Annotated in this window: 9 protein-coding genes; 4 read left to right on the top strand and 5 right to left on the bottom strand. The window is 76.2% G+C overall.

The window, feature by feature from the left end:
- Positions 1-140 precede the first annotated feature (140 nt).
- Positions 141-1,334, top strand: a complete 1,194-nt coding sequence (gene xylA, locus EDF20_RS11500; RefSeq protein WP_133738766.1) for a xylose isomerase — start codon at positions 141-143, stop codon at positions 1,332-1,334.
- Positions 1,335-1,426: 92 nt separating this feature from the next.
- Here the strand turns inward: xylA and EDF20_RS11505 are convergent, their stop codons facing one another.
- A complete protein-coding gene (locus tag EDF20_RS11505) occupies positions 1,427-2,368 on the bottom strand; it encodes a transposase (protein ID WP_133738767.1) in 942 nt (313 codons plus the stop codon).
- Positions 2,369-2,452: 84 nt separating this feature from the next.
- Between EDF20_RS11505 and EDF20_RS11510 the strand changes: the two genes are divergently transcribed.
- The 3 genes from EDF20_RS11510 to EDF20_RS11520 are packed head-to-tail and all read left to right on the top strand — an operon-like array spanning position 2,453 to position 5,873.
- Positions 2,453-3,112, top strand: coding sequence for a TetR/AcrR family transcriptional regulator (locus EDF20_RS11510; RefSeq protein WP_233569187.1), 660 nt, complete (start codon positions 2,453-2,455; stop codon positions 3,110-3,112).
- Positions 3,109-3,783 carry a hypothetical protein gene (locus EDF20_RS11515; protein WP_133738768.1) on the top strand — a complete coding sequence of 225 codons (675 nt, stop codon included), beginning with the start codon at positions 3,109-3,111 and terminating at the stop codon, positions 3,781-3,783. Before EDF20_RS11510 ends, EDF20_RS11515 begins: the two co-directional genes overlap by 4 nt.
- 2 nt (positions 3,784-3,785) lie before the next feature.
- On the top strand, positions 3,786-5,873 hold the full coding sequence (locus EDF20_RS11520; RefSeq protein ID WP_133738769.1) for a YhgE/Pip domain-containing protein: 2,088 nt from the start codon (positions 3,786-3,788) through the stop codon (positions 5,871-5,873).
- A 150-nt stretch (positions 5,874-6,023) separates the two neighbouring features.
- On the opposite strand, the gene EDF20_RS11525 is transcribed toward EDF20_RS11520, so the two are convergent.
- Genes EDF20_RS11525 through EDF20_RS11540 form a run of 4 tightly spaced genes read right to left on the bottom strand, consistent with a single transcriptional unit; the run spans position 6,024 to position 25,075 of the window.
- A complete protein-coding gene (locus EDF20_RS11525) occupies positions 6,024-6,449 on the bottom strand; it encodes a DUF3151 domain-containing protein (RefSeq protein WP_123548550.1) in 426 nt (141 codons plus the stop codon).
- 19 nt (positions 6,450-6,468) lie between these two features.
- The gene (locus tag EDF20_RS11530; RefSeq protein ID WP_166644812.1) at positions 6,469-9,195 is read right to left on the bottom strand and encodes a LuxR C-terminal-related transcriptional regulator; all 2,727 of its coding nucleotides are present in this window, start codon (positions 9,193-9,195) and stop codon (positions 6,469-6,471) included.
- On the bottom strand, positions 9,192-9,689 hold the full coding sequence (locus EDF20_RS11535) for an FxLYD domain-containing protein (RefSeq protein ID WP_233569186.1): 498 nt from the start codon (positions 9,687-9,689) through the stop codon (positions 9,192-9,194). Before EDF20_RS11535 ends, EDF20_RS11530 begins: the two co-directional genes overlap by 4 nt.
- A complete protein-coding gene (locus EDF20_RS11540) occupies positions 9,686-25,075 on the bottom strand; it encodes a DUF11 domain-containing protein (protein WP_133738771.1) in 15,390 nt (5,129 codons plus the stop codon). Before EDF20_RS11540 ends, EDF20_RS11535 begins: the two co-directional genes overlap by 4 nt.
- Positions 25,076-25,198: the final 123 nt, after the last annotated feature.

Here is a 25,198-nt window from a genome sequence, read left to right on the forward strand (position 1 = left end):
AACCTGCCCGCACCTCCTCGGGGGATGTCCCGTCGACTCACGGACGTCGGGAGGAACGACGACGACGCTCTTGTGATCACGGGCACGAGCGCATATGTTGGAGACGACAACAAACGCTCTCGACGACGAGGACCCCGGACATGACGACCACTCCCACCCGCGACGACAAGTTCTCCTTCGGACTCTGGACGATCGGCTACACCGGCGCCGACCCGTTCGGCGGACCGACCCGCCCCGACCTCGACGTGGTCGAGGCCGTCGAGAACCTCGACCGCCTCGGCGCCTACGGCATGACGTTCCACGACGACGACCTCTTCGCGTTCGGCTCGACCGACGCCGAGCGCCAGAAGCAGATCGACCGCCTCAAGGGCGCGCTCGACGCGACCGGCATCGTCGTGCCGATGGTGACGACCAACCTCTTCAGCGCGCCCGTCTTCAAGGACGGCGGCTTCACCTCCAACGACCGCGGCGTCCGCCGCTTCGCGCTCCGCAAGGTGCTCCGCAACATCGACCTGGCTGCCGAGCTCGGCGCGAAGACCTTCGTCATGTGGGGCGGCCGCGAGGGCGCCGAGTACGACTCCGCGAAGGACGTGCAGGCGGCGCTGTCGCGCTACAAGGAGGGCGTCGACATGCTCTCGCAGTACGTGCTCGACAAGGGCTACGACCTGCGCTTCGCGATCGAGCCCAAGCCCAACGAGCCCCGCGGCGACATCCTGCTGCCGACCCTCGGCCACGCGATCGCGTTCATCGAGACGCTCGAGCACCCCGAGATGGCGGGCGTGAACCCCGAGGTCGGCCACGAGCAGATGGCGGGCCTCAACTTCACGGCCGGCATCGCCCAGGCGCTCTACCAGGGCAAGCTGTTCCACATCGACCTCAACGGCCAGCGCGGCATCAAGTACGACCAGGACCTCGTCTTCGGCCACGGCGACCTGCAGAACGCGTTCTCGCTCGTCGACCTGCTCGAGCACGGCTCGCCCCAGGGCGGCCCGACCTACGACGGCCCGCGCCACTTCGACTACAAGCCGTCGCGCACCGAGGACATCTCGGGCGTGTGGGACTCCGCCGCCGCCAACATGCGCATGTACCTGCTGCTGAAGGAGCGCGCGCAGGCGTTCCGTGCCGACCCCGACGTGCAGGAGGCGCTGGCCGCCTCCCAGGTCGCGGAGCTGTCGACGCCGACGCTCGGCGAGGGCGAGGGCTACGAGCAGCTGCTCGCCGACCGTGCCTCGTACGAGGACTACGACGCGGGCCAGCACTTCGGCGGCCACGGGTACGGGTTCGTCCGCCTGCAGCAGCTCGCGCTCGAGCACCTGATGGGCGCTCGGAACTAGGCAGCTCGCGTCTCGCACCCCGTTGTGGACGATGCACCTCGTGACGACGGGGTGCATCGTCCACACCGGGGTGTTTCGCTGCGCCGGCAGGGTCAGCCGAGGGCGGCTCGGGCACGGTCGGCGGCCTGGCGCGCAGCGGCCGCGTCGGCGTCGGCACGGCGGCGCTCGCGGGTGAGGAACTTCTCGCGGTCGTCGAGCTCGGCGCTGCGACGCTCGGCGGCGGCGAACTCGTCCCGGAGGCGGCGCAGCTGATCGAGGACGTCGTCACGGTCGTGAGCCAGCCGGGTCGCGCGTTCGTCGACCTCGGCGAGCGCCGCCTCCGCGTCGTCGGCCTCGTGCTCGGCGTCCGCGGCCGCCTGCTCGGCTGCTCGTCGGGCGGCCTCGGCAGCCGCCTGCCGAGCGGCCTCCCGGTCGCGTGTCCGTGATCCGCCGCCGGAGGCCGATCCCGTCGCTCCCCCGCCCTCGTCGTCGTGGTCGTCACCGGCGGGGGCAGCGGCGGCGCTCAGCCGCGTCGGGGCGACGCCCTCGGGGGCACGGCCGGCGACGGCGTCGGTGAGGTCCGCCTCCTCGAGGCCGTCGGCGGCGAGCGCCCGCACCAGCCGTCCGCTGCGCACGGCGGCCGCAGCGGCCGCGTCGGCCACGGCGGCACGGAGGGTCTGGTCCACCTCGGCGAGCGCCGGGGCCGAGAGCGGACGGCCCGCGTCGGACGCGAGGAGGCGGGCGCGGGCGACGAGGCCGGCCAGCGCCTCCTTCCGCTCACGGGTCAGGGCGGAGAGCGCGGAGCGGTCGCCGTCGGTCTGGGCGGTGCGGAACCGGTCGCCGAGGGCCGCGAGGGCGACGAGGTCGTCCGGGGCGTCGCGGGCGAGGAGGTCGACGGCCCAGGCGGACGCGGAGGCGCGGCGCAGCAGGCGCACGGAGGTCGCGAGGGCCGCGTCGCCGTCGGACTTCGCGTCGGCAGCCAGGGCGTCGCGGGCGGCGGTGAACTGCTGCGGCGGCAGGGCGTAGAGCTGCCGCGCCGCCTCCTCGAGGGTCATCGCCCGACCCTACCGACGCCTCCTCGTCCCTCTCCCACCCTCACGATCTTGCACACTGGTGTGCAAGATCGTATGATCGGGGACGTGCACTCCCCAGCTTCCCCCTCCTCCCCCACCCGGGCGCCGCGACGCGACGCCGCCGCGAACCGCGAGGCCCTGATGGCGGCCGCCGTGCGCCTCCTCAACGTCGACCCGGCCGTCCCGCTCGAGGCGATCGCCGCCGAGGCGGGGCTGTCCCGACGCAGCGTCTACGGGCACTTCGCGACCCGCGACGACCTCGTGCGCGAGGTGACCCTGCGCGGTGCGGCGCGGATCGGAGCGGCGGCGGTGCCGGCTCCCTCGGACGACCCGGTCGTGCAGCTCGCCGAGCTCGGCGCGCGCCTGTGGGCCGAGGTCGAGCACGTCCGCGTCATGGCGCAGCTCACCGTGCGCGGGCCGCTGATGCGCGACGTGGGCACGGCGCTCGCGCCGCTGCGCGCGTTCCTGCTCGAGACCGTCCGCCGCGGCGTCGCCGACGGCCGGATGCGCGACGACGTCGACGTCGAGACCCTCGCGCACCTCGTCGAGGGGTCGGCGCTGGCCGTGCTCGACGAAGCGACCGTGCGCGACCTCGACCGCGCCGAGGGCCACCGGCTCGTGATGCTCGCCGTGCTCGGCATGGTCGGGCTCGGATGGCAGGAGGCGGGCGAGCTCGTCCGCACCACGCCGGCCCTCGCGCTGCGCACCCCGGAGGACCGCTCGTGAGGCTCGAGCTCGACCACGTCGCCGTCGGCGAGGGGCCCGGGGCGCCGCTGCCCGAGCTGACCGCCGTCGCCGACCGCGGCCTGCCCGGGTTCGTCACCGTCGAGACGGTCGACGCCCCCGTGCTCGCGTCGCTGATCGCCGGCGGGCGCATGGCCCCGACCAGCGGGCAGGTGACCCTGGACGGGAGCGACGACGCGGCCGCGATCCGCGCCTCCTTCGCCCTGGTCGACACCCCGTCGGTGGCCGAGCCCTTCGGCTCGCTCACCGTCGCGCAGGTCGCCCGGGAGGAGCTCGCGCTCGCCGGCCTCCGCAGCGACCGCGCCTCGACCACCCTGCTGCTCGACGAGATCGGCCTCGCCGAGCACCGCCGCACCCGCCTCCAGGCGCTGCCGACGGAGCTGCGCGTGCGCCTGCTCTGCGAGCTCGCCGTGCTGCGCGAGGGCGTGCGGGGTCTCGTGCTCACCTCGCCCGAGCGGCACGGCGGCGACGTCGCCGCGTGGCTCGCCGTCGTGCACGACCTCGTCGCCCGCGGCGTCACCGTGCTGACGATCACCGGGGCCGCGGCGCTGGCCGCCGTCGAGGCGCTGCCGGTGCCCGACTTCGCGGACCTCGACACCACCGACACCACACCCGACGACAGCGCGGTCGCCCCCACCCGAGAGGACCGCTGACCGTGAAGATCATCGCCATCGTCCGAGCCGAGCTGCAGCGGCTGACCTCCACCGGGCTCGCGCGCCTCGCCCTCGTCGCCCTGATGACGGTGCCGCTGCTCTACGGCGGCCTCTACCTGTGGGCGAACCAGGACCCGTACGCGAACCTCGACCAGGTGCCCGCGGCGCTCGTCAACGAGGACCAGGGCTCCGTCGTGGACGGCACCGCGACGAACTACGGCGACCAGGTGACCGACGAGGTCGTCGACGGCGGCGACTTCGACTGGCACACCGTCTCGTCGGCCGAGGCCGCGGCCGGGCTGCGCGACGGCACCTACGACTTCACCTTCACGATCCCGCGCGACTTCAGCGCCGACCTGACCTCGGCCAGCTCGGACGACCCGCAGCGCGCGCAGATCGTCCTCGCGACGAACGACACGAACAGCTACCTGGCGACGACGATCGCGGGGCAGGCAGGAAAGACCATCCGCGCGTCGGTGGCCGAGAAGGTCGGCAAGGAGGCGGCGTCCACCTTGCTCGTCGGCCTCGCCGACATCCGGACGAACCTCGGCAGCGCGGTCGACGGGGCGTCGCAGCTCGTCAGCGGCGCGGACTCCGCCGTGTCGGGCGCCGACCAGCTCGTGGCCGGGACGGCCGACGCGTCGTCGGGAGCGGACCAGCTCTCGACGGGCGCGACCACCGCGGCGACGGGCGCGCGGTCGCTGGCGAGCGGCACCTCCCAGCTGGCGACCGGCGCGGCGACCCTCTCGACCGGGCTCGACGAGCTGCGCGACCAGACCACCGGCCTGCCCGCCAGCACGCAGCAGCTCGCGGACGGCGCGGCCCAGGTCGCCGACGGCGACCGGCAGCTCGCGACCGCCGTCGGCGACGCGGCGACGGCCAGCCAGGCCGCCGCCGACGCCGCCCCCGAGACGCAGGCCGCGATCGGGCGTCAGCTCGTCGCCCTCTTCGTCTCGCAGGGCCAGACGCAGGAGGAGGCGGTCGCCTCGGCGACCGAGGTCGCCTCGTACTTCGCCCCCGTCACCGACGGGCTGGCCGACGCGAACACGCAGGTGCAGCAGCTGAACGGCCAGGTCGGGGCGCTCTCGACCGGCGCCGACCAGGTCTCCGCCGGCGCGGCGGCGCTCGCCTCGGCGACCCCGGCCCTGACGAGCGGCATCTCCGACGCGGCCGCCGGGGCCGACACGCTGGCGACGGGAGCGCAGAGCGCCGCCTCGGGCGCCTCCTCGTTGTCGTCGGGCCTCGGCACGCTCGAGACGGGGGCGGCCTCGCTGTCGACCGGGCTCGGCACCCTCAGCACCGGCACGGTCAGCCTGCGCGACGGGCTCGGGACGCTCGACGACGGCGCCGTGCAGCTGCGCGACGGGCTGCAGAGCGGCCTCGGCGAGATCCCCGCCAGCACCGAGCAGAGCCGCGACGACCAGGCCTCCGCGATCAGCGACCCCGTCGGGGTCGACGACCAGCCGCTCACGAGCGCCGGCACCTACGGCGCGGGGCTCGCCCCGTTCTTCATCAGCCTCGCGGCGTGGATCGGGATCTACGCGCTGTTCCTGATCGTGAAGCCCGTGTCGAAGCGCGCCGTCACCGCTGTGGCGGCGCCCGCGCGGGTCGTCGCGGCCGGCTGGCTGACGCCCGCGCTGCTCGGCGTGCTGCAGATGGTCGCCCTGTTCGCGATCGTGCGCGGGGCGCTCGGCTTCGAGGTCGCCCACACCTGGGGCATGCTCGGGATGATGGGCCTGGCGAGCGTCACCTTCGCGGCGATCATCATGATGCTCAACGTGCTGCTCGGCAGCGTCGGGCAGTTCCTGGGGCTGGTGCTCATGGTCGTGCAGCTGGTCACCGCCGGCGGGACGTTCCCGTGGCAGACGCTGCCCGGACCGCTCGCCGCGCTGCACTTCGTGCTGCCGATGAGCTACGCGACCGACGGGCTGCGCCAGCTGATGTACGGCGGCAGCACGGCGACGGCGTGGACCGACGCCGGCGTGCTCGCCCTCTGGATGCTCGGCGCGCTGCTGGTGTCGCTGGTCGCGACGGCCCGGATGACGCGGCAGCGGACGCTGCGCGACCTGCGGCCGTCGCTGATCGGCTGAGCCTCAGGGCTGAGTTCCGTCTCCTCGTTCAGGAACTCGAGTCCTGAGTCTGCAGAGATCAGGACCGCGAGTCCTGAAAGGTGCACAGATCAGGAAGCACCAACGGCCTGGTCCTGAAACGTGACGGCGCAGGAGGCGCGGCGGGCGCCGTCAGCGCCGGCCCGCCTCCTCGGCCTCGATCGACGGGGCAGCCGCGGGGTCGGCGTCCGCCAGGAACGTGCCGAGCCGCTCGACCTCGGCGGTCTCGCCGATCGCGGCGGCTCCGCGGCGGAGGGCGAAGAGCGAGCGCAGCACCCCGCGGTTCGGCTCGTGCGACCACGGGACGGGGCCCTGTCCGCGCCAGCCGGCTCCGCGCAGCGCGTCGAGGCCGCGGTGGTAACCGACCCGCGCGTACGCGTACGCCTCGAGGTCGGCGCCCCGGGCAGAGGCCTCGTCGCTGAGCAGGGCCCACGCGAGCGACGACGTCGGGTGGGCGACGACGACCTCGGCGAGCGACAGCGTCTCGAGGTCGGCCGTGACGGCAGGGTCGGCGGGCAGGAGGGTCTCGGGCACGCCGAGGAGGTTCGTGGAGGACATGGGTCCATCCTCTCCCGGCTCAGCCGCCGATGAGGCCGCGCTGCGTGGCGGCCTCCACGGCCTCGCGGCGGCCGGAGACGCCGAGCTTTCGGTACACGCTCCGCAGCTGCGTCTTGACCGTGTTCACGGAGACGTGCAGCTCGGCGGCGACGGAGGGCAGGCTGCGCTCCGTGGCGAGCGAGCGCAGCACGACCGCCTCGCGCTCCGAGAGCGAGCTGCCGATGGCGTCGGCGGGCAGGTCGCCGGCGAGCGAGCGGCCGGGGCCGAGCATGTCCTCGGCGCGGGGATCGCCCGACGCGGTCGCCGCGGCGACGAGCTGCTCGAGGTCGTCGCGGGGCACGGTCAGCAGCACGGTGCGGAGGCCGGTGTGGGCCAACGCGTCGAGCACCGCCGTGAAGGTCGCGAGCGCCGCGGCCGCCCGGTCGAGCCGCAGCTCGGCGACCGCCCTCAGCAGCAGCAGCTGCGACCGGACCCGCTGGTCGGGGACGCCGGCGAGCAGCGCGCCCGAGACGGTGTCGGCGGCACGTCGGGCGTCGGCGCGCAGCAGGTGCGCGGCCCCGCGGCGCAGGACGACCGTGGGGTCGTCGGCCGGCAGCTGCTCCAGCTCCGCCTCGGCCCGGCTCACGCGCCCGACCGCGAGCATCAGGCGCACCCGCGTCGTCGCGAGCAGGTCGCCCGACGCTCCGGCGGTCGGCGAGCGGACGCTCCAGCGCGCCGCCTGGGCGTCGAGGTCGACGAGGTGGCCGGCGACGGCGGTCTGGCCGAGCGAGATCATGGCGGACGCCCGCACGGCGAGGACGATCGGCCAGTGCTCGGACGAGGCCATCAGCGGCTCGACGTCGGGCACGAGCTGCAGGGCCTCGTGCGGCCGGAAGTCCTCGAGCGCGAGCACGGCCCTCGCGAGCCCCACCGGGCCGGCCGTCTCGTCGCCCACCTGGGCGAGCAGGGCGCGGCCGGTGGCGACCTCGCCGATCCACAGGTGCACGAACGCGCTGGCGGCGAGCGACGACGCCCGCTGGGCCGCGTGCTCCGGTCCCGACGCCGCGCCCGACGCCGCGGCGAACGAGCGCAGCGCCTCCTCGGGCGAGCCGTCGAGCAGGGCGGTCACGCCGAGCTGCTGGTGCACGAAGGAGGCGACGGGCGCCATCTCCTCCCGCTCGGCCGGCGACAGGGCCGCGAGCACGACCTCGGCCCGTGCGGCGGCGGCGCGGGCGCGGGCGACGTCGCCGAGCATCCGGCGTGCCTGGGCCTCGACGGCGAGGAGGAACGCCTGGTCGGGCGCGGGGACGGAGCCGACGCGCTCGCCGACGGCCGAGACGACGGCCTCGAGGGCCTGCGCGACACGGGCGTGGTGCATGCTCACCGTCGAGAAGGCGAGGGCGGTCATCGCGAGCACGACGGGGTGCCGGGCCGTGCGCCGGCTCGGCAGCGTCCCGAGCACGCCCACCAGCTCGGCCGCGTGCCGCAGGGTGAACGAGGGCCACGACCGCTGCAGCACGCGCGAGAGGAGGGGCATGTCGAGCAGCGCCGCCGCGGCCCTGGCTGCGATCATCGGCTGCTCCGCCTCGAGCGCCCACTCGACGGCCTCCTGGCGCAGCGTGCGGGCGTCGTCGGGCCGCCGGGCGTCCAGCTCGCTCCGCAGCGCCTCGCGCACCGCCGCGTAGTAGGCGAACTCGCCGTGCGCGCCCGTGCTCTCGGTGCGCCAGGCCCCGAGGCCGTCCTCCGCTGCACGGTCGAGCGCGGCCGCGGCGTCGGCGTCGGGCAGGTCGGCGAGGCGCGCCGCGAGCGCCGTGGGCAGGGAGTCGACGACGGAGGTGCGGAGCGCGAACTCCGTGGCGGGCCCGCCACGGAGGTGACGGGCCAGCGAGGCACGGACGTGGTCGAGCGCGCACGCGGCCAGCGCCTCCTCGAACGACCGGCCGCCGCGGTCGACGAGCAGGGTCCGGTCGGCCTCGACACGGTCGGCGACGGCGCGCGCGGACGCCACGACGGCCCCGGCGTGGCCGCCCACGGCGGCGTGCAGCGCGACGACGCGCGAGGCGTCCACGGGACGCCGCAGCACGCCGGTCACGACGACGGCGGCCTCCGCAGGCGTGAGGGCCAGGGCGTCGGGCCCGACCACGACGGTGTCGAGGGCGGCGGCGACGTCGCCCCGCTCGAGCCAGCTGCGGGACCGGGTCGCCACGACCGCCCTGACCCGTCCACCCGAGCCGACGACCGCCTCCAGGTCGGCCCGGGCCGCCGGGTCGTCGAGCAGGTCGAGGTCGTCGAGCACGAGCACGAGGGGCTGGTCGGGGGCGGCGGCGGCCGCGACGAGGGCGGACCGTGAGGGGGCCGGGGCGAGGTCGTCGCCGAGGAGGCGCGCGAGGGCCGACGAGGACCGTCCCGAGGCCCGCAGCGCGAGGCCCACGGCGGCCCAGAAGGCGCGCCGCCGGTCAGCGGCCGGCACGCCGTCGAGCGCCGCGTCGAGGCCGAGCCACAGCACGCGCTCGTCGTCGCGGCGGTGGCGGCGAGCCCAGTCGGCCAGCAGCACCGTCTTGCCGCAGCCCGCCGGCCCGCGGAGCACCACGACGGGCGACCCCGATGCCTCGTCGAGGGCCCTCAGCAGCCGGGGCCGGCTGACCGTCGCGCCCGGCAGCCGCGGCACGCCCGTCGGCGACGCGCCGACCGGCACCGACGCGGCAGGTGCCGACCCGGCGGACGCCGCCGTCGCCGCGCTCGCGGGCACGCCGCTGACGGTGGTCACGCGGCGAAGCGCTCCACGCGCAGCACGCAGCTCAGGTCGGCGGAGTCGACGGCGAGCTGCGCCTCCCACTCGGCGGTCTCGCCCGCGGCGACCGAGTCGAGGTCGACCTGGGTCAAGCCGAGGGTCGCCTGGTCGCCGTCGAGCAGCGACACGTAGATCCGGTAGTGCTGGGCCGCGTCCGTGGGGTTCGCGGCCGTGCCGGTGACCGTGTACGCGCCTCCGTCGAGCTCGCAGGCGGTCTGCTGCACGTCCTGCAGGGCTCCCACGAAGTCGGGCGCCGTGCCCGGGTCGTCCTGGATGTCGGTGACGGCGGGCGCCGCGGCGGCCGTGCTCGAGGGCGTGGGCGACGGGCTGGCGTCGCCGTCGCCTCCCCCGGTGCAGCCGGCGAGGGCGACGACGAGCGCGGCGCCCCCGAGCACGGCCACGGCCGAGCGGGTCAGCGCGGAGCGGGAGCCGGCGGCGGAGGCGCGGAGCAGGGCGGGTCGGGTGGTCATGAGTGTCCTCTCGGGCGAGCGGTCGTCGTGCGCACGTCCCGGTCGCGACGCCGGCCCGTGAGGGCCAGGCCGAGGCCGGCGACCAGCAGCACCAGGGCGAGGAGCGCCGGGGCGGCCACCTCGTCGCCGGTGAAGGCCAGCACGCGGTCGTGGGTCGGGACGACGACGGTGTCGTCGTCGCGGGTCGGGTCGGGGGTCGGGTCGGGGCTCGTCACGGGCGGCACCGTGCCGTCGGGGCCGGTGCCCGTGCCGATCGCGGTCGCCGTGTTGGACACCTCACCGGCTGCCACGTCGGCGGCGGTGACGGTGTACGCGGCGGTCGCGACGACGCGCTGTCCGGGTGCGAGCACGCCGGGCTCGCCGGGCCACGACTCGTACCGTACGTCGCCGAGGCCGGGCATCTCGTCCTCCACGCCGACGCCGACCAGCGTCACCGTGCCGGTGTTGACGACGACGAAGCGGTAGTCGAGCTGCTCGCCGAGGCGTCCGGCGCTGCCGGGCGCGTAGCTGACGGTCTTGGTCAGCTCGACGCCCGAGCGCGGGACCACCGTGACGACGGTCGTGTCCTCGTCGGCGCGCAGGGCGCCTCCCGCGGTCGTCCCGAGGACGGAGGCGGTGTTGCGGACGAGGCCCGCGTCGACGTCGGCCTGGGTCAGCACGTAGTCGGCCGTGGCCGTCACGCCCTGCGCCGGGGCGAGCACGCCCTCGGCGCCGGGCCACGGTCCGAACACGACCTCGCCGAGGCCGGGCAGCTCGTCGGTCAGCGCGAGGCCCGAGAGGGTCTCGTCGCCGGTGTTGACGACCTCGAACCCGAAGCGGACGAGCCCGCCGGCGGCGCCCTCGCCGACGAGGGCGCCGGTCTTGCGCAGCGAGACGCTGGACGAGCCGGGCAGCACGACCCCCGCCTCGTCGACGTCGTCGACCGTCGCGCCGCCGGGCGCCTCGCCCGTGGCGGTCACCTCGGAGGTGACGATCCCCGCGTCGACGTCGCGCTGCGTGAGCACGTACGTGGCGCTCGCGGTCACGCTCTGCCCGGGCTCGAGCACGCCGGGCTCGCCCGGCCAGGTGCCGAACACGATCTGCGAGAGGCCGGGCTGCGCGTCGGACAGCGTCACGCCGCGCAGGGTCACCGAGCCCGCGTTCCGCACGACGTAGCCGAGCTGCAGCACGTCGCCGGCCCTGCCGGTCGCCCCGTCGGCCATGACCTGCGTCTTGGCGACGGTGAGGCCGGCGACGGCGGGCGCGGTGCGCACGGTCGCCTGCGCGGCAGCCCCGACGGCCTCGCCGGTCGGCCGGGTCGAGGAGGCGGTGGCCGTGTTGGTCACGGCGCCCGCGTCGACGTCGGCCTGGGTCACCGTCGACGTGGCGACGGCCGTCACGGACTCCCCCGGGGCGAGCCTGCCCTCGACGGTCGGCCAGGGGCCGAGCACGAGGGGGCTGAGGCCGGGCAGCGGGTCGGCGACCTGCACGCCCGAGAGCGTGACGCCGCCCTCGTTGCGCAGGGTGATCGTCCAGTCGACGACGTCGCCCGCGAGGCCGGAGCCGCGCAGGGCGCCGGTCTTGGCCATGACCAGGGCGGCGTCCGCGACGAGCGGGGTGCGGCCGTCGGCCGAGGCCGAGACGTCGGCCGGGCCGCCGGGGCTGCCGGGGCCGCCCGGGCCGCGCACGGGCGTGCCGGTCGCGGTGACGGTCGACGCGATCGCGCCGGCGTCGACGTCGGCCTGGGTCAGCACGTAGCCGGCGGTGGCCGTGACGCTCTGGCCGGGGGCCAACGCGCCGACCGCGCCCGGCCAGGGGCCGACCACGAGGTCGCCGAGACCGGCCTGGCCGTCGGCGAGCCGCACGTCGGTCAGGGTGACCGAGCCGGTGTTCCTGACGGTGAACGTGAAGGGCACGGTGTCGCCGGCGACGCCGGCGGTGCCCTCGGGCAGCGCCTGCGTCTTGGTCACGGCGAGGCGCGGCGCGACGTCGGCGGTCGCGATCGTCGCCGCGTCGCTCGCCACGGCCGCGGCGCCGGTCGGCGGGACGCCGGAGGCGGAGGCCGCGTTCACGACCGAGCCCGCGTCGACGTCGGCCTGGGTCACCGCGTACCGGGCCGTGGCGACGACGGACTCGCCGGGGGCCAGCACGCCGGCCGCGTCGGGCCAGCCGTCGGCCGTCCCGCCGGTGTACGTGACCACGGAGAGCCCGGGCAGCGGGTCGCTCACCACGACGTCGGTCAGCGTGACCGTGCCGGTGTTCGTCACGAGGACTCGGTACTCGACCACGTCGCCGACGCGGCCGGAGCCGCCGTCCGCCCACCGCGCCTCCTTGTCGACCGCGAGGGCCGGCGAGGAGGGCAGCACGAGCGGGACGGCGTCGGTCGCCGAGACCGGGGTGGCCGCGGCGTCGTCGCCCACCGCGGTCGCCGTCGCGCGGGTGACGAGCACCCCGGCGTCGACCTCGGCCTGCGTGAGCACGTGCCGGGCGGTGAACGTCGCGGAGGCGCCGGGCGCGAGGACGCGGGCGAAGTCGCCCTGGCCGGTCCACGAGACGAACGAGATGTCGCTGAGGTCCGGCTGCTCGTCGGCGACCGCGACGTCGCGGACGGTGACGTCGCCGGTCGAGGTGACGACCCAGGTGTGGACGACCTCGTCGCCGGCGCGTCCGGTCGCGCCGGGCGCGAGGGCGACCTGCTCGACGAGCCCGAGGCGGGGCCCGTCGGCCGTCAGCGGCACGGCCGTGCGCGCGTCGGCGAGCACGGCTGCTCCCGACGGCGCGGTGCCCGAGACGGTCGCGGCGTTGACGACGCTGCCGCGGTCGACGTCGGCCTGCACGACCGCATAGGTCGCGGTGCCGGTGACGACCTGGCGCGGCGCGAGCACGCCGACCTCGCCCGGCCAGGGGCCGAGCTCGACGGCGGAGACGCCGTTCAGGCGGTCGTCGACCGCGACGCCCGACACCGTGACGGCGCCGGTGTTCGTGATCGTGAAGGCGAACGAGACGCCGTCGCCGACGCGGCCGGTCGTGCCCGAGGGCCCGGCGGTCAGCGCGCCCGTCTTCGTGAGCGCGAGCGAGGCCGTGCCGTCGAGGCGCACCTCCTGCACCTCGGAGGCGCGGACGGCGGGGCCGCTCGGCGGCGTACCCACGACGCTGCCGCGCGAGGCGACGACGCCGCGGTCGACGTCGGCCTGCGTGAGCACGTAGCTCGCCGTCGCCGTGACCGTCCGGCCGGGCGCGAGGGTGCCGGCCGCCGCGGGCCAGCCGCCGTACGAGACGACGGAGGCGCGGGCCTGGTCGTCCGACACGACGACGCCCGAGAGGGTCGCGTCCCCCGTGTTCGTGACGAGGTACTCGTAGCGGACGACGTCGCCGGCCACCCCGGCGGCCCCGGGCTCCAGGGTCGCCGTCTTGACGATCTGGACTGCGGGTGCGGTCACGGCCGTCGCCAGGGCGGCGCCGTCGCGGACGACGAGGGGGTCGCCGGCGCCGGCCGGCGGAGCGGCACGGAGCGTCGCGACGTTCACCAGCGCGCCGGAGTCGACGTCGGCCTGCGTCACGACCCGGTCGACCGTCGTGGTGACGCGCTGGCCCGGGGCGAGCGTGCCGGGGGTGCCCGGCCAGGTCGCCGGCGCGACGACGCCGGAGGGGTCCGCCTCCGTGGCGGTCATCGGGTCGGTCACGACGACGTCGGAGAGCGTCACCGTGCCGGTGTTCGCGACCGCGATCGTGAAGCGGGCGACGTCGCCGACGCGACCGGCGCCTCCGGCGACCCACGACGCCGTCTTGTCGACCGAGGCCGAGGCGGTCCGCGCGAGCTCGACGCCGGCGGCGGCGTCGGACGCGACGACCGAGCCGTCGGGCGTCGTGCCCGTGGTGCGGGCCGACGAGCTCACGGCGCCGGCGTCGACGTCGGCCTGGGTCAGCACGTACCTCGCGGTGGCGGTGACGCTCTCGCCGGGCAGCAGGCGGTTCGTCGGGCTCGGCCAGGGGCCGAAGACGACCGGGGAGGCACCGGTCAGGGCGTCCGCCAGGGTCACGCCGGTGAGGGTGGCCGTCCCGGTGTTCGTCACGACGTACGAGAACTCGACCGTGTCGCCGGCGACGCCCGCGGCACCCGTCGCGAGGGCGGCGGTCTTCTCGACGCCGATCGCGGCGGCCGTGGGGGCGGTGGACGCCGTGGCCGCGCTGCTCGCGGTCAGCGGTGCGCCGGTCGGCGGGCTGGCGAGCACCCGCGCCGAGTTCACGACCGAGCCGCTGTCGGCGTCGGCCTGGGTGACCCGGTAGGTCGCCGTGCCGGTGACGGTCTCGCCCGGCGCGAGGCGCCCGGCGGTCCCGCTCGGCCAGGTCGCGACGGCCACGGGCGAGAGCCCGACGAGGGCGTCGTCGAACACGACGCCGTCGAGGGTGACGGTGCCGGTGTTCGTCGCGGTGAAGGTGTACCGGAGCGCGTCGCCGGGCGCCGTGCCCGTGGCCGGCGCGACGGTCTTCGCGAACGCCAGCGCGGGCTGCGGCGGCACGACGACGGTCTTCTCGTCGCTCGCGGTCACGGTCTGCGCAGGCGCCGACGAGCGGCCGGAGGTCGTCGCGACGGACGACACCGAGCCGCGGTCGACGTCGGCCTGGGTCAGCACGTAGAAGGCGGTCGCCTGCACGGACTCGCCGGGCGCCAGGGTGCCGGCGGTGCCGCCCGGCCAGGTGCCCGTGGTGATCGTGCCGAGGCCCTGCTGGCCGTCGGCGAGGACGACGCCGGTGAGCGTCGTGTTGCCCTGGTTCGTGACGGTGAACGAGTACTCGACCCGGTCGCCGGCGCGACCGGTCGCGCCCTCGGCGAGCTGCGCCTCCTTCGTCAGGCCCACGACCGGGCCCTGCGGCGCCGCCTGCACGGTGGCCGACGCGGGTCGGCGGACGACGGTGCCGTCGGGCGCGGTGGCGAAGGCCGTGGCCGTGTTCGTGATCGCGCCGCCGGCGTCGAGGTCGCTCTGGCGGATCGTGTACGAGGCGCGTCCCATGACCCGCTCGCCCGGGGCGAGCACGCCCACGGCGCCCGGCCAGCGGTCGAACGTCACGTCGCTGAGGCCCGGCATCTCGTCGACGATGTCGAGCAGACTGAGCGTGACCGTGCCGGTGTTGCGCACCTGGAACGTGTAGTCGACGCCCTGGCCCACCTGGCCGGTCGTGCCGGCGGCGAGGCGCCCTGCCTTGGTGAACGACATGGTCGAGACCTGGTCGACCGTGACTCCGGCCGTGGCGTCGGCGCGCACGGGCGTGCCGCCGGGGCCGGTGCCGGTCACGTGGGAGGCGCTGGTCACGCCCCCGGCGTCGACGTCGGCCTGGGTGAGCGTGTACGTCGTCGTCGCGGTGACGCTCTGGCCGGGCGCGAGGCGACCGGCGGTGCCGCCGGGCCAGGCGCCGAAGACGGGAGCGGGGGCGCCGACCTGGTCGTCGGCGAGCTGGACGCCCGTGACGGTCTGGTTGCCGGGGTTGGTGACGACCCAGCTGAGCTGGACGGCGTCGCCGGCGACGCCGCGCGCCCCCGGCGCGAGCGCCTCGGTCTTGGTCAGCGCGAGGGCAGGTCGTCCGGAGCTGGTCGCGAGCGTCGCGGCGTCCGACGCGCGCACGGTCTCGCCGCGTGCCGGCTGGGCCGAGACCGTGGCGCGGTTCGCGACCGAGCCGGCGTCGAGGTCCTGCTGCGTGAGGACGTAGGAGGCGGCGCCCGCCGCGGTCTCCCCCGGCGCGAGCACGCCCACGACGGCCGGCCACTGCCAGGCGATCGTGCCGAGGCCCGGCAGCGGGTCGGCCACGTCGACGCCCGAGAGCGTCACGGCGCCGGTGTTGCCGACGGTGAACGAGTAGCTGGCGACGTCGCCGACCGCACCCGCGCCTCCTGCGGCGTACGTCACCGACTTGTCGAGCGACACGGCGGCGGGCGCGGTCAGCGGCGTCGACGCGGAGGTGCGCGCGGCGACCGCGTCGCCCTGCGGCGAGGTGCCGGAGGCGACGGCCGGCGACGAGAGACCTCCGGCGTCGACGTCGGCCTGGGTCAACACGTGGGTGGCCGTCGCGGTGACGCTCTGCCCGGGGGCGAGCGTCCCCGCCGAGGTCGGCCAGGAGCCGACGACGAGGTCGGAGAGCCCGGCCTGCGCGTCGGACAGCACGACGTCGGTCAGCGTCGACGTGCCCGTGTTCGTCACGGTGAACGAGTACGTCACGACGTCGCCGGCCACGCCCGCGGCGCCGACGGGCAGCACCTGGGTCTTGGCGACCGAGAGCGCGGGCGTCGTCGGGGCGAGCGCGAGGGTGTGCACGCCGGTGCCCGTGACGGGCTCGCCCGAGGGCGGGGTCGCGGTGGCGAGCGCCTGGTTGACGACCGCTCCGGCGTCGGCGTCGCCCTGCGTGACCGTGTACGACGCGGTGGCGCGCACCTGCTCGCCGGGGCCGACCTGGCCCACCGGGCCGGGCCACTCGCCGAAGCGGACGTCGCCGACGCCGGCGAGGGCGTCGCGCACCGTCAGCAAGTTCAGGGTCACGTTGCCGCGGTTGACGACGACGAACTCGTAGTCGATGCGGTCGCCGACCACGCCGCGTGCGCCGTCGGCGAGCGTGCCGGTCTTGGTGACCGCGACGTCGGGCCGCTCGACGACCTCGGTGCGCGCGTCGGCGGTGCCGGCGACGCGGGCGCCGCTCGGCGGGGTGCCGCGCGTGGTGGCCGTGCTCGACACGCCGCCCGCGTCGACCTCGGCCTGGCTGAGCACGTGGGTCGCGGTCGCGGTGACCGACCGGCCGGGGGCGAGGGTGCCCGCCGTGCCGCCCGGCCAGGGGCCGAACACGGCGTCGGTGACGCGCGCCTGGCCGTCGCGCACGGTGACGCCGGTGAGCGTGACGCCTCCGGTGTTCGTGACGACGTACGAGTACTGGACGGTGTCGCCGGCGACGCCGGTGGCGTCGGGCGCGAGAGCCTGCGTCTTGACGATGCCGATCGACGGCGCGGCCGAGGTCGCGACGACGGAGGCGGAGGCCCTCGCCGTCGGGGCGGCGCCCGAGCCCGCGGGAGGCGTGCCGCCCGCCGAGGCGGTGTTGACCGCCGCGCCGGAGTCGACGTCGGCCTGCGTGACCACGCGGTCGGTCGTCGCGGCGATCGACTCGCCGGGCAGCAGCGTGCCCTCCGCGGTCGGCCACGTGCCGTACTGCAGCGGCGTCGCGTCGGCCAGCGCCTCGACGATCGCGACGCCGGTCAGCGTCGTCGTGCCGGTGTTGCGCGCCGTCAGCGTGTAGCGCAGGGTGTCGCCGAGCTGGACGGACGGGACGGCCGAGCCGTCGGTCGCGGATGCCCGCTTGTCGAGGACGAGCGCGTTGTCGCGGGTGCTCACGACCGAGCCGTCGGCCTGGTCGGTGACGACCCGCGGGGTGCCCGGGCCGCCGGGCGTGCCCGACGCGCCGGGCGCCGTGCCGCGGGCGACCGCCGAGGAGGCGATGCCCCCGGCGTCGACGTCGGCCTGCGTCAGCCGGTAGGTCGCGGTGGCGGTGATCGACTGGCCGGGCGTCAGGGTGCGGTCCGCGTTCGGCCACGGGCCGAAGACGATCTCGGAGATCCCGGGCTGGGCGTCGGTCAGCTGCACGTCGCTGAGGGTCGTGTCTCCCGCGTTGGTCAGCGTGTACGCGAAGCGCACCTCGTCCCCGGCGACGCCACGGGCGCCTCCGTCGAGCTGCTCGGCCTTGTCGAGCGTGACCGAGGGCGACTGGGCGGCGGTGTCGAGGGTGAACGAGCGGGTCGAGGTGATCGGGTCGCCGGCGGGCGGGTTCGCGATGGCCGTGGCGGTGTTCTCGACCCGGCCGCGGTCGACGTCGGCCTGGGACACCCGATACGACGCGGTGCCCTGGGCCGAGCTGCCGGGCGCGAGCGAGCGGCCCTCGCCGAGACCCGTGTACGTGACGGCACCGATGCCGGGCAGCGGGTCGCTGACCTCGATCAGGTACAGGGTCACGTTGCCCGTGTTGACGACGTCGAAGGCGTAGTCGACGCGGTCGCCGAGGCGACCGGCCGCGCCGCCGGCGAAGGCGCCGGTCTTCTCGAACGAGTAGCCGGGCGCGGCGGCGACGAGCAGGCTGCGCACGTCGGCGGCCTCGACGCGGTCGCCCGCGGCGTCGACCGAGCGTGCCGTCACGGAGGCGGCGCTCCGGACGCGTCCGGCGTCGACGTCGGCCTGGGTCAGCGTGTACGAGGCCGTGAAGCGCACCGTCTGCCCGGGCGCGATGCGGCTGTCGCCCGTCCACGGGCCGCCGTCGGCGAGGGCGACGTCGCCGAGGCGGGCCTGGTCGTCGCTCACGACGACGTCGGTCAGGGTCGAGGCGCCCGTGTTCGTCACGTCGAAGGTGAACGAGACGCGGTCGCCGGCACGGTGCACCGCGGCGTCGGGGTCGGCGAACAGCTCGGTCTTGACGAGGCCGACCTGCGCGGCGGCGTCGAGCTGGATCGAGGCGCTCGCGACGCCGGTGGGCGTCGTGCCGTCGGGGGCCGACGCGGAGGCGGTGGCCCGGTTGACGAGCAGGCCGTCGTTCGCGTCGACGTCGGCCTGCGTCACCACGTGGCGCCCGGTGCCCTTGACGGACTCCCCCGGCAGCAGCGTGCCGGCGGCCGCGGGCCACGGCCCGAGCTGCACGGTCACGCCTGCCATGTCGTCGGCCACGCCCACGCCGGTCAGCGTCGTGTTGCCCGTGTTCGTGACGAGGAACGAGTACACGACCGTCTCGCCGACGTCGGTCTGCTGGCCGTTGGTCGTCGAGGCGTCGAACGCGGCCGTCTTGGCCAGCGCGAGCGCGGGCGCCCGGGTGACGGGCGCCTCCGCTTCGGCGGTCGCCTGGACGGGCCGGCCGTCGGACGCCGTGCCCGAGGCGGTCGCGGCCGAGCCGATGCGGCCCGCGTCGACGTCGGCCTGCGTCAGGCGGTAGGCGCCCGTCGCCGTGGCGCTCTCGCCCGGGCGCAGCGTCACGGTCGTCGAGGTGCCCGAGCCCCAGGTCACCGCCGAGAGGCGGGCCTGCTCGTCGAGGATCGAGATGCCCGAGACGGTCACGTTGCCGGTGTTGGTGACGACGTAGGTGAAGACGGCGCCGTCGTTCGCCGTCGTGGGGCCCGAGGCCGGCGGCGTGACGGTCTCGGTCTTGGTCAGCTCGAGGCGGGGCGCGCTCGTGGCGGTGGCCACGGTCGCGGCCGCGGTGGCCGTGACGGTCCCGCCGCCGGCCCCGGTCGCCGTCGCGCGTGCCGTGTTGACGACGGCTCCCGCGTCGACGTCGCCCTGCGTCAGCACCGAGGAGGCCGTGGCCGTCGCCCGCTCGCCGGGCGCGAGCACGCCGTCGGCGCCCGGCCAGGAGACGACGGGCGTCGTGATGCCGGGCAGGGCGTCGGTGATCGCCGCGCCGGACAGCGTCACCGTGCCGGTGTTGACCAGCACGAAGCGCCACTCGACCGTGTCGCCGACCGCACCGGCGCCTCCTGCGGTCACCGCCCCGGTCTTCGTCAGCTGGACGCCCGGCGCCTGCCGGGTCGTGACCTGTCCGTCGGCGTCGGCGCGCACCACGGCGCCGCGCGGAGCGGTGCCCGTGGCGGTCGCGTTCGAGCCGACCCGCCCGGCGTCGACGTCGGCCTGCACGAGGGTGAAGCTCGAGCTCGCCGTCACCGACTGGCCGGGGGCCAGGGTGCCGGCGGTGCCGCCCGGCCAGGCGCCGTAGACGACGGCCGTGGCGCGGGGCTGCTCGTCGGCCACGCCGACGCCGGTGAGGGTCGTCGTGCCCGTGTTCGTGATCGTGTAGCCGAGGTCGACCGTGTCGCCGACGTCGCCGGCCGCCGTGCCGCGGAGGGCCTCGGTCTTGACGAGCCCGATCGCCTGGCTGCCCACGGCCGTGGGGACGGTCTCGGCGTCGGACGCCGTGACGGTCGTGCCGGGAGCGCCGCCGTCTGCGGCGCCGGCCGGTCCGGTCGCGGAGGCGGTGGCCGTGTTCGCGACGCTGCCCGCGTCGACGTCGGCCTGGGTCAGCACGTAGGTCGCCGTGGCGCGCACGGTCTGGCCGGGGGCGAGCTGGCCGCTCACCGCGCCGGGCCAGGTGCCGTACGAGATGGCCGAGAGGCCGGGCAGGCGGTCCTCGACGGTGACGCCCGAGACGGTCTGCGAGCCCGTGTTCATCACGTCGAAGCGGTAGGTGACGCGGCTGCCGACCGCGCCCGAGCCGGCCACGACGGCCGTCTTGTCGAGGGCGATCGCCGGGGCGGAGCCGATCGGCTGCACGGCCGTCGCCTCGGCCGACGTCTGGACGCCCTGCGGCGTCGCGCCGCGCACGGAGGCGCGGTTGGCCACGCTGCCGGCGTCGGCGTCGGCCTGGGTCACGACGTAGCGGGCCGTGGCGGTGACGGTCTCCCCCGGGGCGAGGCGGCCGGCGGCGCCCGGCCACGTGTAGGCCAGGGTGCCGAGACCGGCCAGCGGGTCGGCGATGCCGACGCCGGTCAGGGTGACGGTGCCGCGGTTCGTGGCCGAGAAGCGGTAAACGAGCGCGTCGCCGGCGCGGCCGGCCGAGCCGCCCGCGACGGGCGCGACCTGCTTGGTCAGCGCGAGGGCGGGCGACGAGGTGATCGGCACGGTCGCGGCGCCGGAGGCGGTGGTCGCCGCCCCGCCGGGGGCCGTGCCGCGGGCCGTCGCCGTGTTGACGACCGCGCCGGCGTCGACGTCGGCCTGCGTCACGGCGGCCGAGGCGCGGGCGACGAGGGCCTGCCCGGGCGCCAGCTGACCGGGGGTGCCCGGCCAGGTCAGCACGGGCTCGCTGAGGCCGGCGAGCGAGTCGCTCAGCACCACGGAGCCCAGCGTGACCGTGCCCGTGTTCGTCACGCGGATCGTGAAGTCGGCGACGTCGCCGGCGGCGCGGGTCGACCCGGCGCGCAGGGCGCCGCTCTTCGCGACGGCGAGCCCGGCGGTCTGCGGCACCGCGGTCGTGGCCGTCGCGCCCTGGGTCACGAGAGCGTTCTGGGGGGTCCGGCCGGAGGCGGTGGCCGTGTTCACGACGCTGCCCCGGTCGGCGTCCGCCTGCGTCAGGCGGTAGCTGGCCGTGGCCGTGACGGCCTGGCCGGGCGCGAGGGTGCCCGCGGTGCCGCTGGCCCAGGTGCCGTACGAGACGGCCGAGAGACCGGCCAGCGGATCGGTCACGGCGACGCCGCGCAGCGTCACGGCGCCGGTGTTGACGACGCGGAACGAGTAGGTGACGACGTCGCCGGCGGCGCCCGTCGCGCCGGATGCGAGGGTGCCGGTCTTCGTCAGGCCGAGCGAGCCGGGCGCGCTGATCGGAGCCGTGGCGGAGCCCTGGCCCTGGACGGTGCCGAGCGCCGGGGTCCGGCCGGAGGCGGTGGCCGTGTTCACGACGGAGCCCGCGTCGGCGTCCGCCTGCGTCACGGCGTACGTCGCGGTCGCCGTCACGCGCTGGCCCGGCGCGAGCGTGCCGGGGGTGCCGCTCGGCCACGTGCCGTACGACACGGCGGAGAGCCCGGGCAGGGGGTCGGCGACCGCCACCGAGGTGAGGGTCTGCGTGCCCGAGTTCGTCGCGGTGAACGTATAGGTGAGCACGTCGCCCGCGCGGGCCGCGGTGCCCGCGACCGACTTCGTCAGCGCGATCGCGGGGGCCGGGGCGACGGTGACGAGGGCGGACCCGCTCGCGCGCACCGCGCCTCCTGCGGGCGGGGTGCCGGAGGCGGTGGCCGTGTTCGCGACGCTGCCCCGGTCGACGTCGGCCTGGGTCAGCGCGTAGCGCGCGGTCGCCGTCACCTGCTGGCCCGGCGCGAGCGTGCCCGCGGTGCCCGGCCAGGTGCCGTACGTGACGGCCGAGAGCCCGGGCAGCGGGTCGGTCAGGGCGACGCCGGTGAGGCTGACGTTGCCCGAGTTGCGCACGGTGAACGTGTAGTCGACGCGGTCGCCGGCGCGGCCCTGGGCGTCGGCCGCGAGCAGGCCCGACTTGGCGACGGAGATCGCGGGCGACGAGGCGACCGGCACGGTCGCGGCCGCGTTCGAGCTGGCCCGCTGGCCGTTCGCCGGGGTGCCGGTCGCGGTCGCCGTGTTGACGACGGAGCCCGCGTCGACGTCGGCCTGGGTGAGCGCGTAGCTGGCCGTCGCCGAGACCTGCTGGCCCGGTGCGAGACGGCCGGGGGTGCCGCTCGGCCAGGTGCCGAAGGCCACGCGGTCGGCCACCAGCGGGTCGGTGACCGCGACGCCGTCGAGGGTCGAGGCGCCCGTGTTGCGCACCGTGAACGACCAGGTGACGACGTCGCCGACACGGCCGGTCGCGCCCGGGGCGAGCGTGCCCGACTTGGTCAGCGAGACGGTGCTCGCCGCGGCCACGTCGACCGAGGCGGTGGCGGTCTGGCGCACCGCGGCTCCGGACGGCGGGTTGCCCTGCACGGTGGCCGTGTTCTGCACCCGGGCGGCGTCGACGTCGGCCTGGGTCAGCGTGTACGGCGCGGTCGCCGTGACGGCCTGCCCGGGGGCGAGGGTGCCGGCGGTGCCGCTCGGCCAGGTGCCGTACGTGATCGGGCCGACGCCGGCGACGGCGTCGGTGATCGTCACGCCGCGCAGGGTGACGGAGCCGGTGTTGGCGGCGCTGAAGCTCCAGGTGACGACGTCGCCGGCACGGCCGGAGGCACCGGCGGCGAGTGCGCCGGTCTTCGTCAGCGAGACGGACGAGCCGGTCGAGAGCGGCAGCGTCGCCGCGGCCGCCGACGAGACGGCCGCGCCGCTCGGGGGCGTGCCGGTGCCGGTGGCGCGGTTCACGACCGAGCCGGAGTCGACGTCGCTCTGCCGCACCGTGTAGGTCGCGGTCGCGGTGACCTGCTGGCCGGGGCGCAGGGTGCCGGAGGTGCCGCTCGGCCAGGTGCCGTAGCTGAAGGCCGAGAGACCGGTCAGCGGGTCGCTCGCGGCGACTCCCGTGAGCGTCTGGTTGCCCGTGTTCGACAACGTGACGGTGTACGTGACGACGTCGCCGGCGACTCCGGCGGCGCCTGCGGGCAGCGCGGCGCGCTTGGTGGTGGCGAGGGCGGGCGCGGCGGCGACGGCGACGCTGGTCGAGGCCGTGTTCGACGTGACGGCGGCGCCGCTCGGCGACGCCGCGCGGGCGGTGGCCGTGTTCGGCACGGTGCCGCGGTCGACGTCGGCCTGGGGCAGCGTGTACGGGGCGGTGGCCGTGACCTGCTGCCCGGGGGCGAGGCGGCCGGCCGTGCCGCTCGGCCAGGTGCCGTAGGCGATCGTGCCGACGCCCGCGACGCCGTCGGTGATCGTCGCGCCGGTGACGGTCTGGTTGCCGCTGTTGCGCAGCGTGAAGGAGAAGGTAACGACGTCGCCGGCACGGCCGGTGCTGCCGGCGGGGAGGGCGCCGGTCTTCGTGAGGGCGAGGGCCGGGTTCGCCGGCACGGCGGTGCGGGCGGTCGCGGAGGCGGTGGGCTGGGGGCCGCCGTCGGCGTCGGTGCCGACGACCTGGGCCGTGTTCGAGATCGAGGCGGAGTCGACGACCGCCTGCGTGAGGGCGAAGGTCGCGGTGGCGGTGACCGACTGCCCCTCGCCGAGGGTGCCGGCGGTGCCGCTGGGCCAGGCGCCGTAGGTGAGGCCGGAGAGGCCCGGGAGGCTCGTGTCCGTGATGCTGACGCCCGTGAGGGTGCCGCCGCCGGTGTTGCGGGCGGTGAAGGTGTAGGTGACGACGTCGCCCACGGCCCCGGTCGAGCCGGAGGGGAGCGCGCCCGTCTTCGTGAGCGCGATCGCGCTGAGGTGCACGGTCGTCGTGCCGGTGCTGGTGACGCTGACCGCGCTGTTGCCGGCGGCGGTGCCGGTCGCGGTGGCCGAGCTGACCTGGTTCGCCTGCGTGGGCGGCGGGCCGGTGCAGTTGAAGGTGACCACGGCACCGACCGCCAGGGTCCCGACGGTCCTCCGGCACTCCGGGTTGTCCGGATCGGCCACGACCACGTTCGTCAGCGCCACGGAGCCCGTGTTCGACACGGTGATCTGGAACCGCGTGTTCTCGGTGGCGACCCGGTACTGGTCGCCGATCGTGCCGTCGAGGCTCTTGACCACCGTCAGGGAGGCGGTGGGCACGCTGAGCACGGCGCTGCGCAGCAGGTACGAGTCGCCGCTGGTGCCGATCTGCAGGTTGATCGAGGTGTCGCCCGCCTGGACGCCGGGAAGGGTCGTGGTCGCGGCGTCGACGCTCGCGTTCGTGAAGACCGGCGTGGCCGCCGACCCGGTCTGCGTGTAGCGCGTCGAGCCGTCGGCGCGGCTGATGCCGACGTTGTCCAGGGCCCCTGCGGCGTTGGGGATCTCGGCGTACGCCCCGGCCTGGCGGTTGTAGCGCATGTAGTCGCCGGTGATGCCCCGGTCGCCCTCGAACAGCGTGTAGCCGAAGCGGGCGGCGCCGAGCGACGAGAAGCCCGAGAACGCGACGGTGAGGTCGGGGTCGGAGGCGCCCTCGCGCACGTGGCCCTCGTAGTAGATGACGCTGTGCGGCTCGGAGGCGGTGTTGCCGGGGACGTAGCTGCCGTAGTCGTAGACGACCGTCAGCGACCAGCCGGCGTAGCAGCCCGCCCCGACGGGGGCCCAGATGTCGCCGGCCGAGACGGCGAGCGCGCTGCCGGTGGCGGCGCCCGCGAAGGCGGCCGTCACGTCGGCGCCGGCGCTGTAGTAGAGCGCCGTGCCGGGGGCCGTGGCGGCGGTGTCCTCGAGCACGCCGGTCGCGGGGACGCTGCGCACGGCGGCCGAGCCGACCTTGAGCTTGGCCGCCTGCGTGCGGTAGCCCGACGAGCTGTCGGGACGGGTCGCCAGCGGCGACTGGCCGCTGACCACCTGGTTCTGCGTCAGGGCGCCGCAGCGCAGCGCGTCGGCTCCGGTGCGCCCCGCGAAGACGCCCGTGTTCGCGCTCCAGCTGAGGAAGGCCTTCGCGACGGTGGCGCCGGAGGGGATGGTGACGGAGGCGGAGCTCGAGTTGGTCGTGAAGCCCGAGACGGTGTTCGAGGCCTGCATCGAGAAGTAGTCGTTGACGTTGTTCGTGGCGGTCGTGGTGCCCGCGTGCAGGTTCGCGCAGGTGCCGGCGCCCGAGACGACGGCCGTGCCGCAGGCGAGCACCCCGTTGCCCACCTGCAGGAAGTCGCCGTTGACCGTGTCCCGCCAGGACGGGGCGGTGCCGCCGGCTGTACCCCACTGGACGACGGCTGCCTCGGCACGTTCGGCGGGGTCGACGAGCGAGAGGCCGGTCACGGGCACGATCACGGCGAGGACGACGGCGACGACGCGCATCGGCAGCGGCCAGGCGCTGCCGCCCGCGCGGTGGCGCGGTCGACGGCGGACGTGGCGGGCGGAGCGGTCACGGCGCGTCGGGGCGTCGGGGGTTGCGGGCACGGCTGATCCTCATTTGTCGGTTCGGCGACCGCGCGCGGCGATCATCGGCCCTCCGGCTCGTGATCGGAGCGGATGCCGAGGCGGGGCTGCCGTCCCAGTAGGCGACCCGGTCCCAGTCTGGGC

It is taken from the genome of Frigoribacterium sp. PhB116, assembly GCF_004364285.1.
Taxonomy (GTDB): Bacteria; Actinomycetota; Actinomycetes; order Actinomycetales; family Microbacteriaceae; genus Frigoribacterium.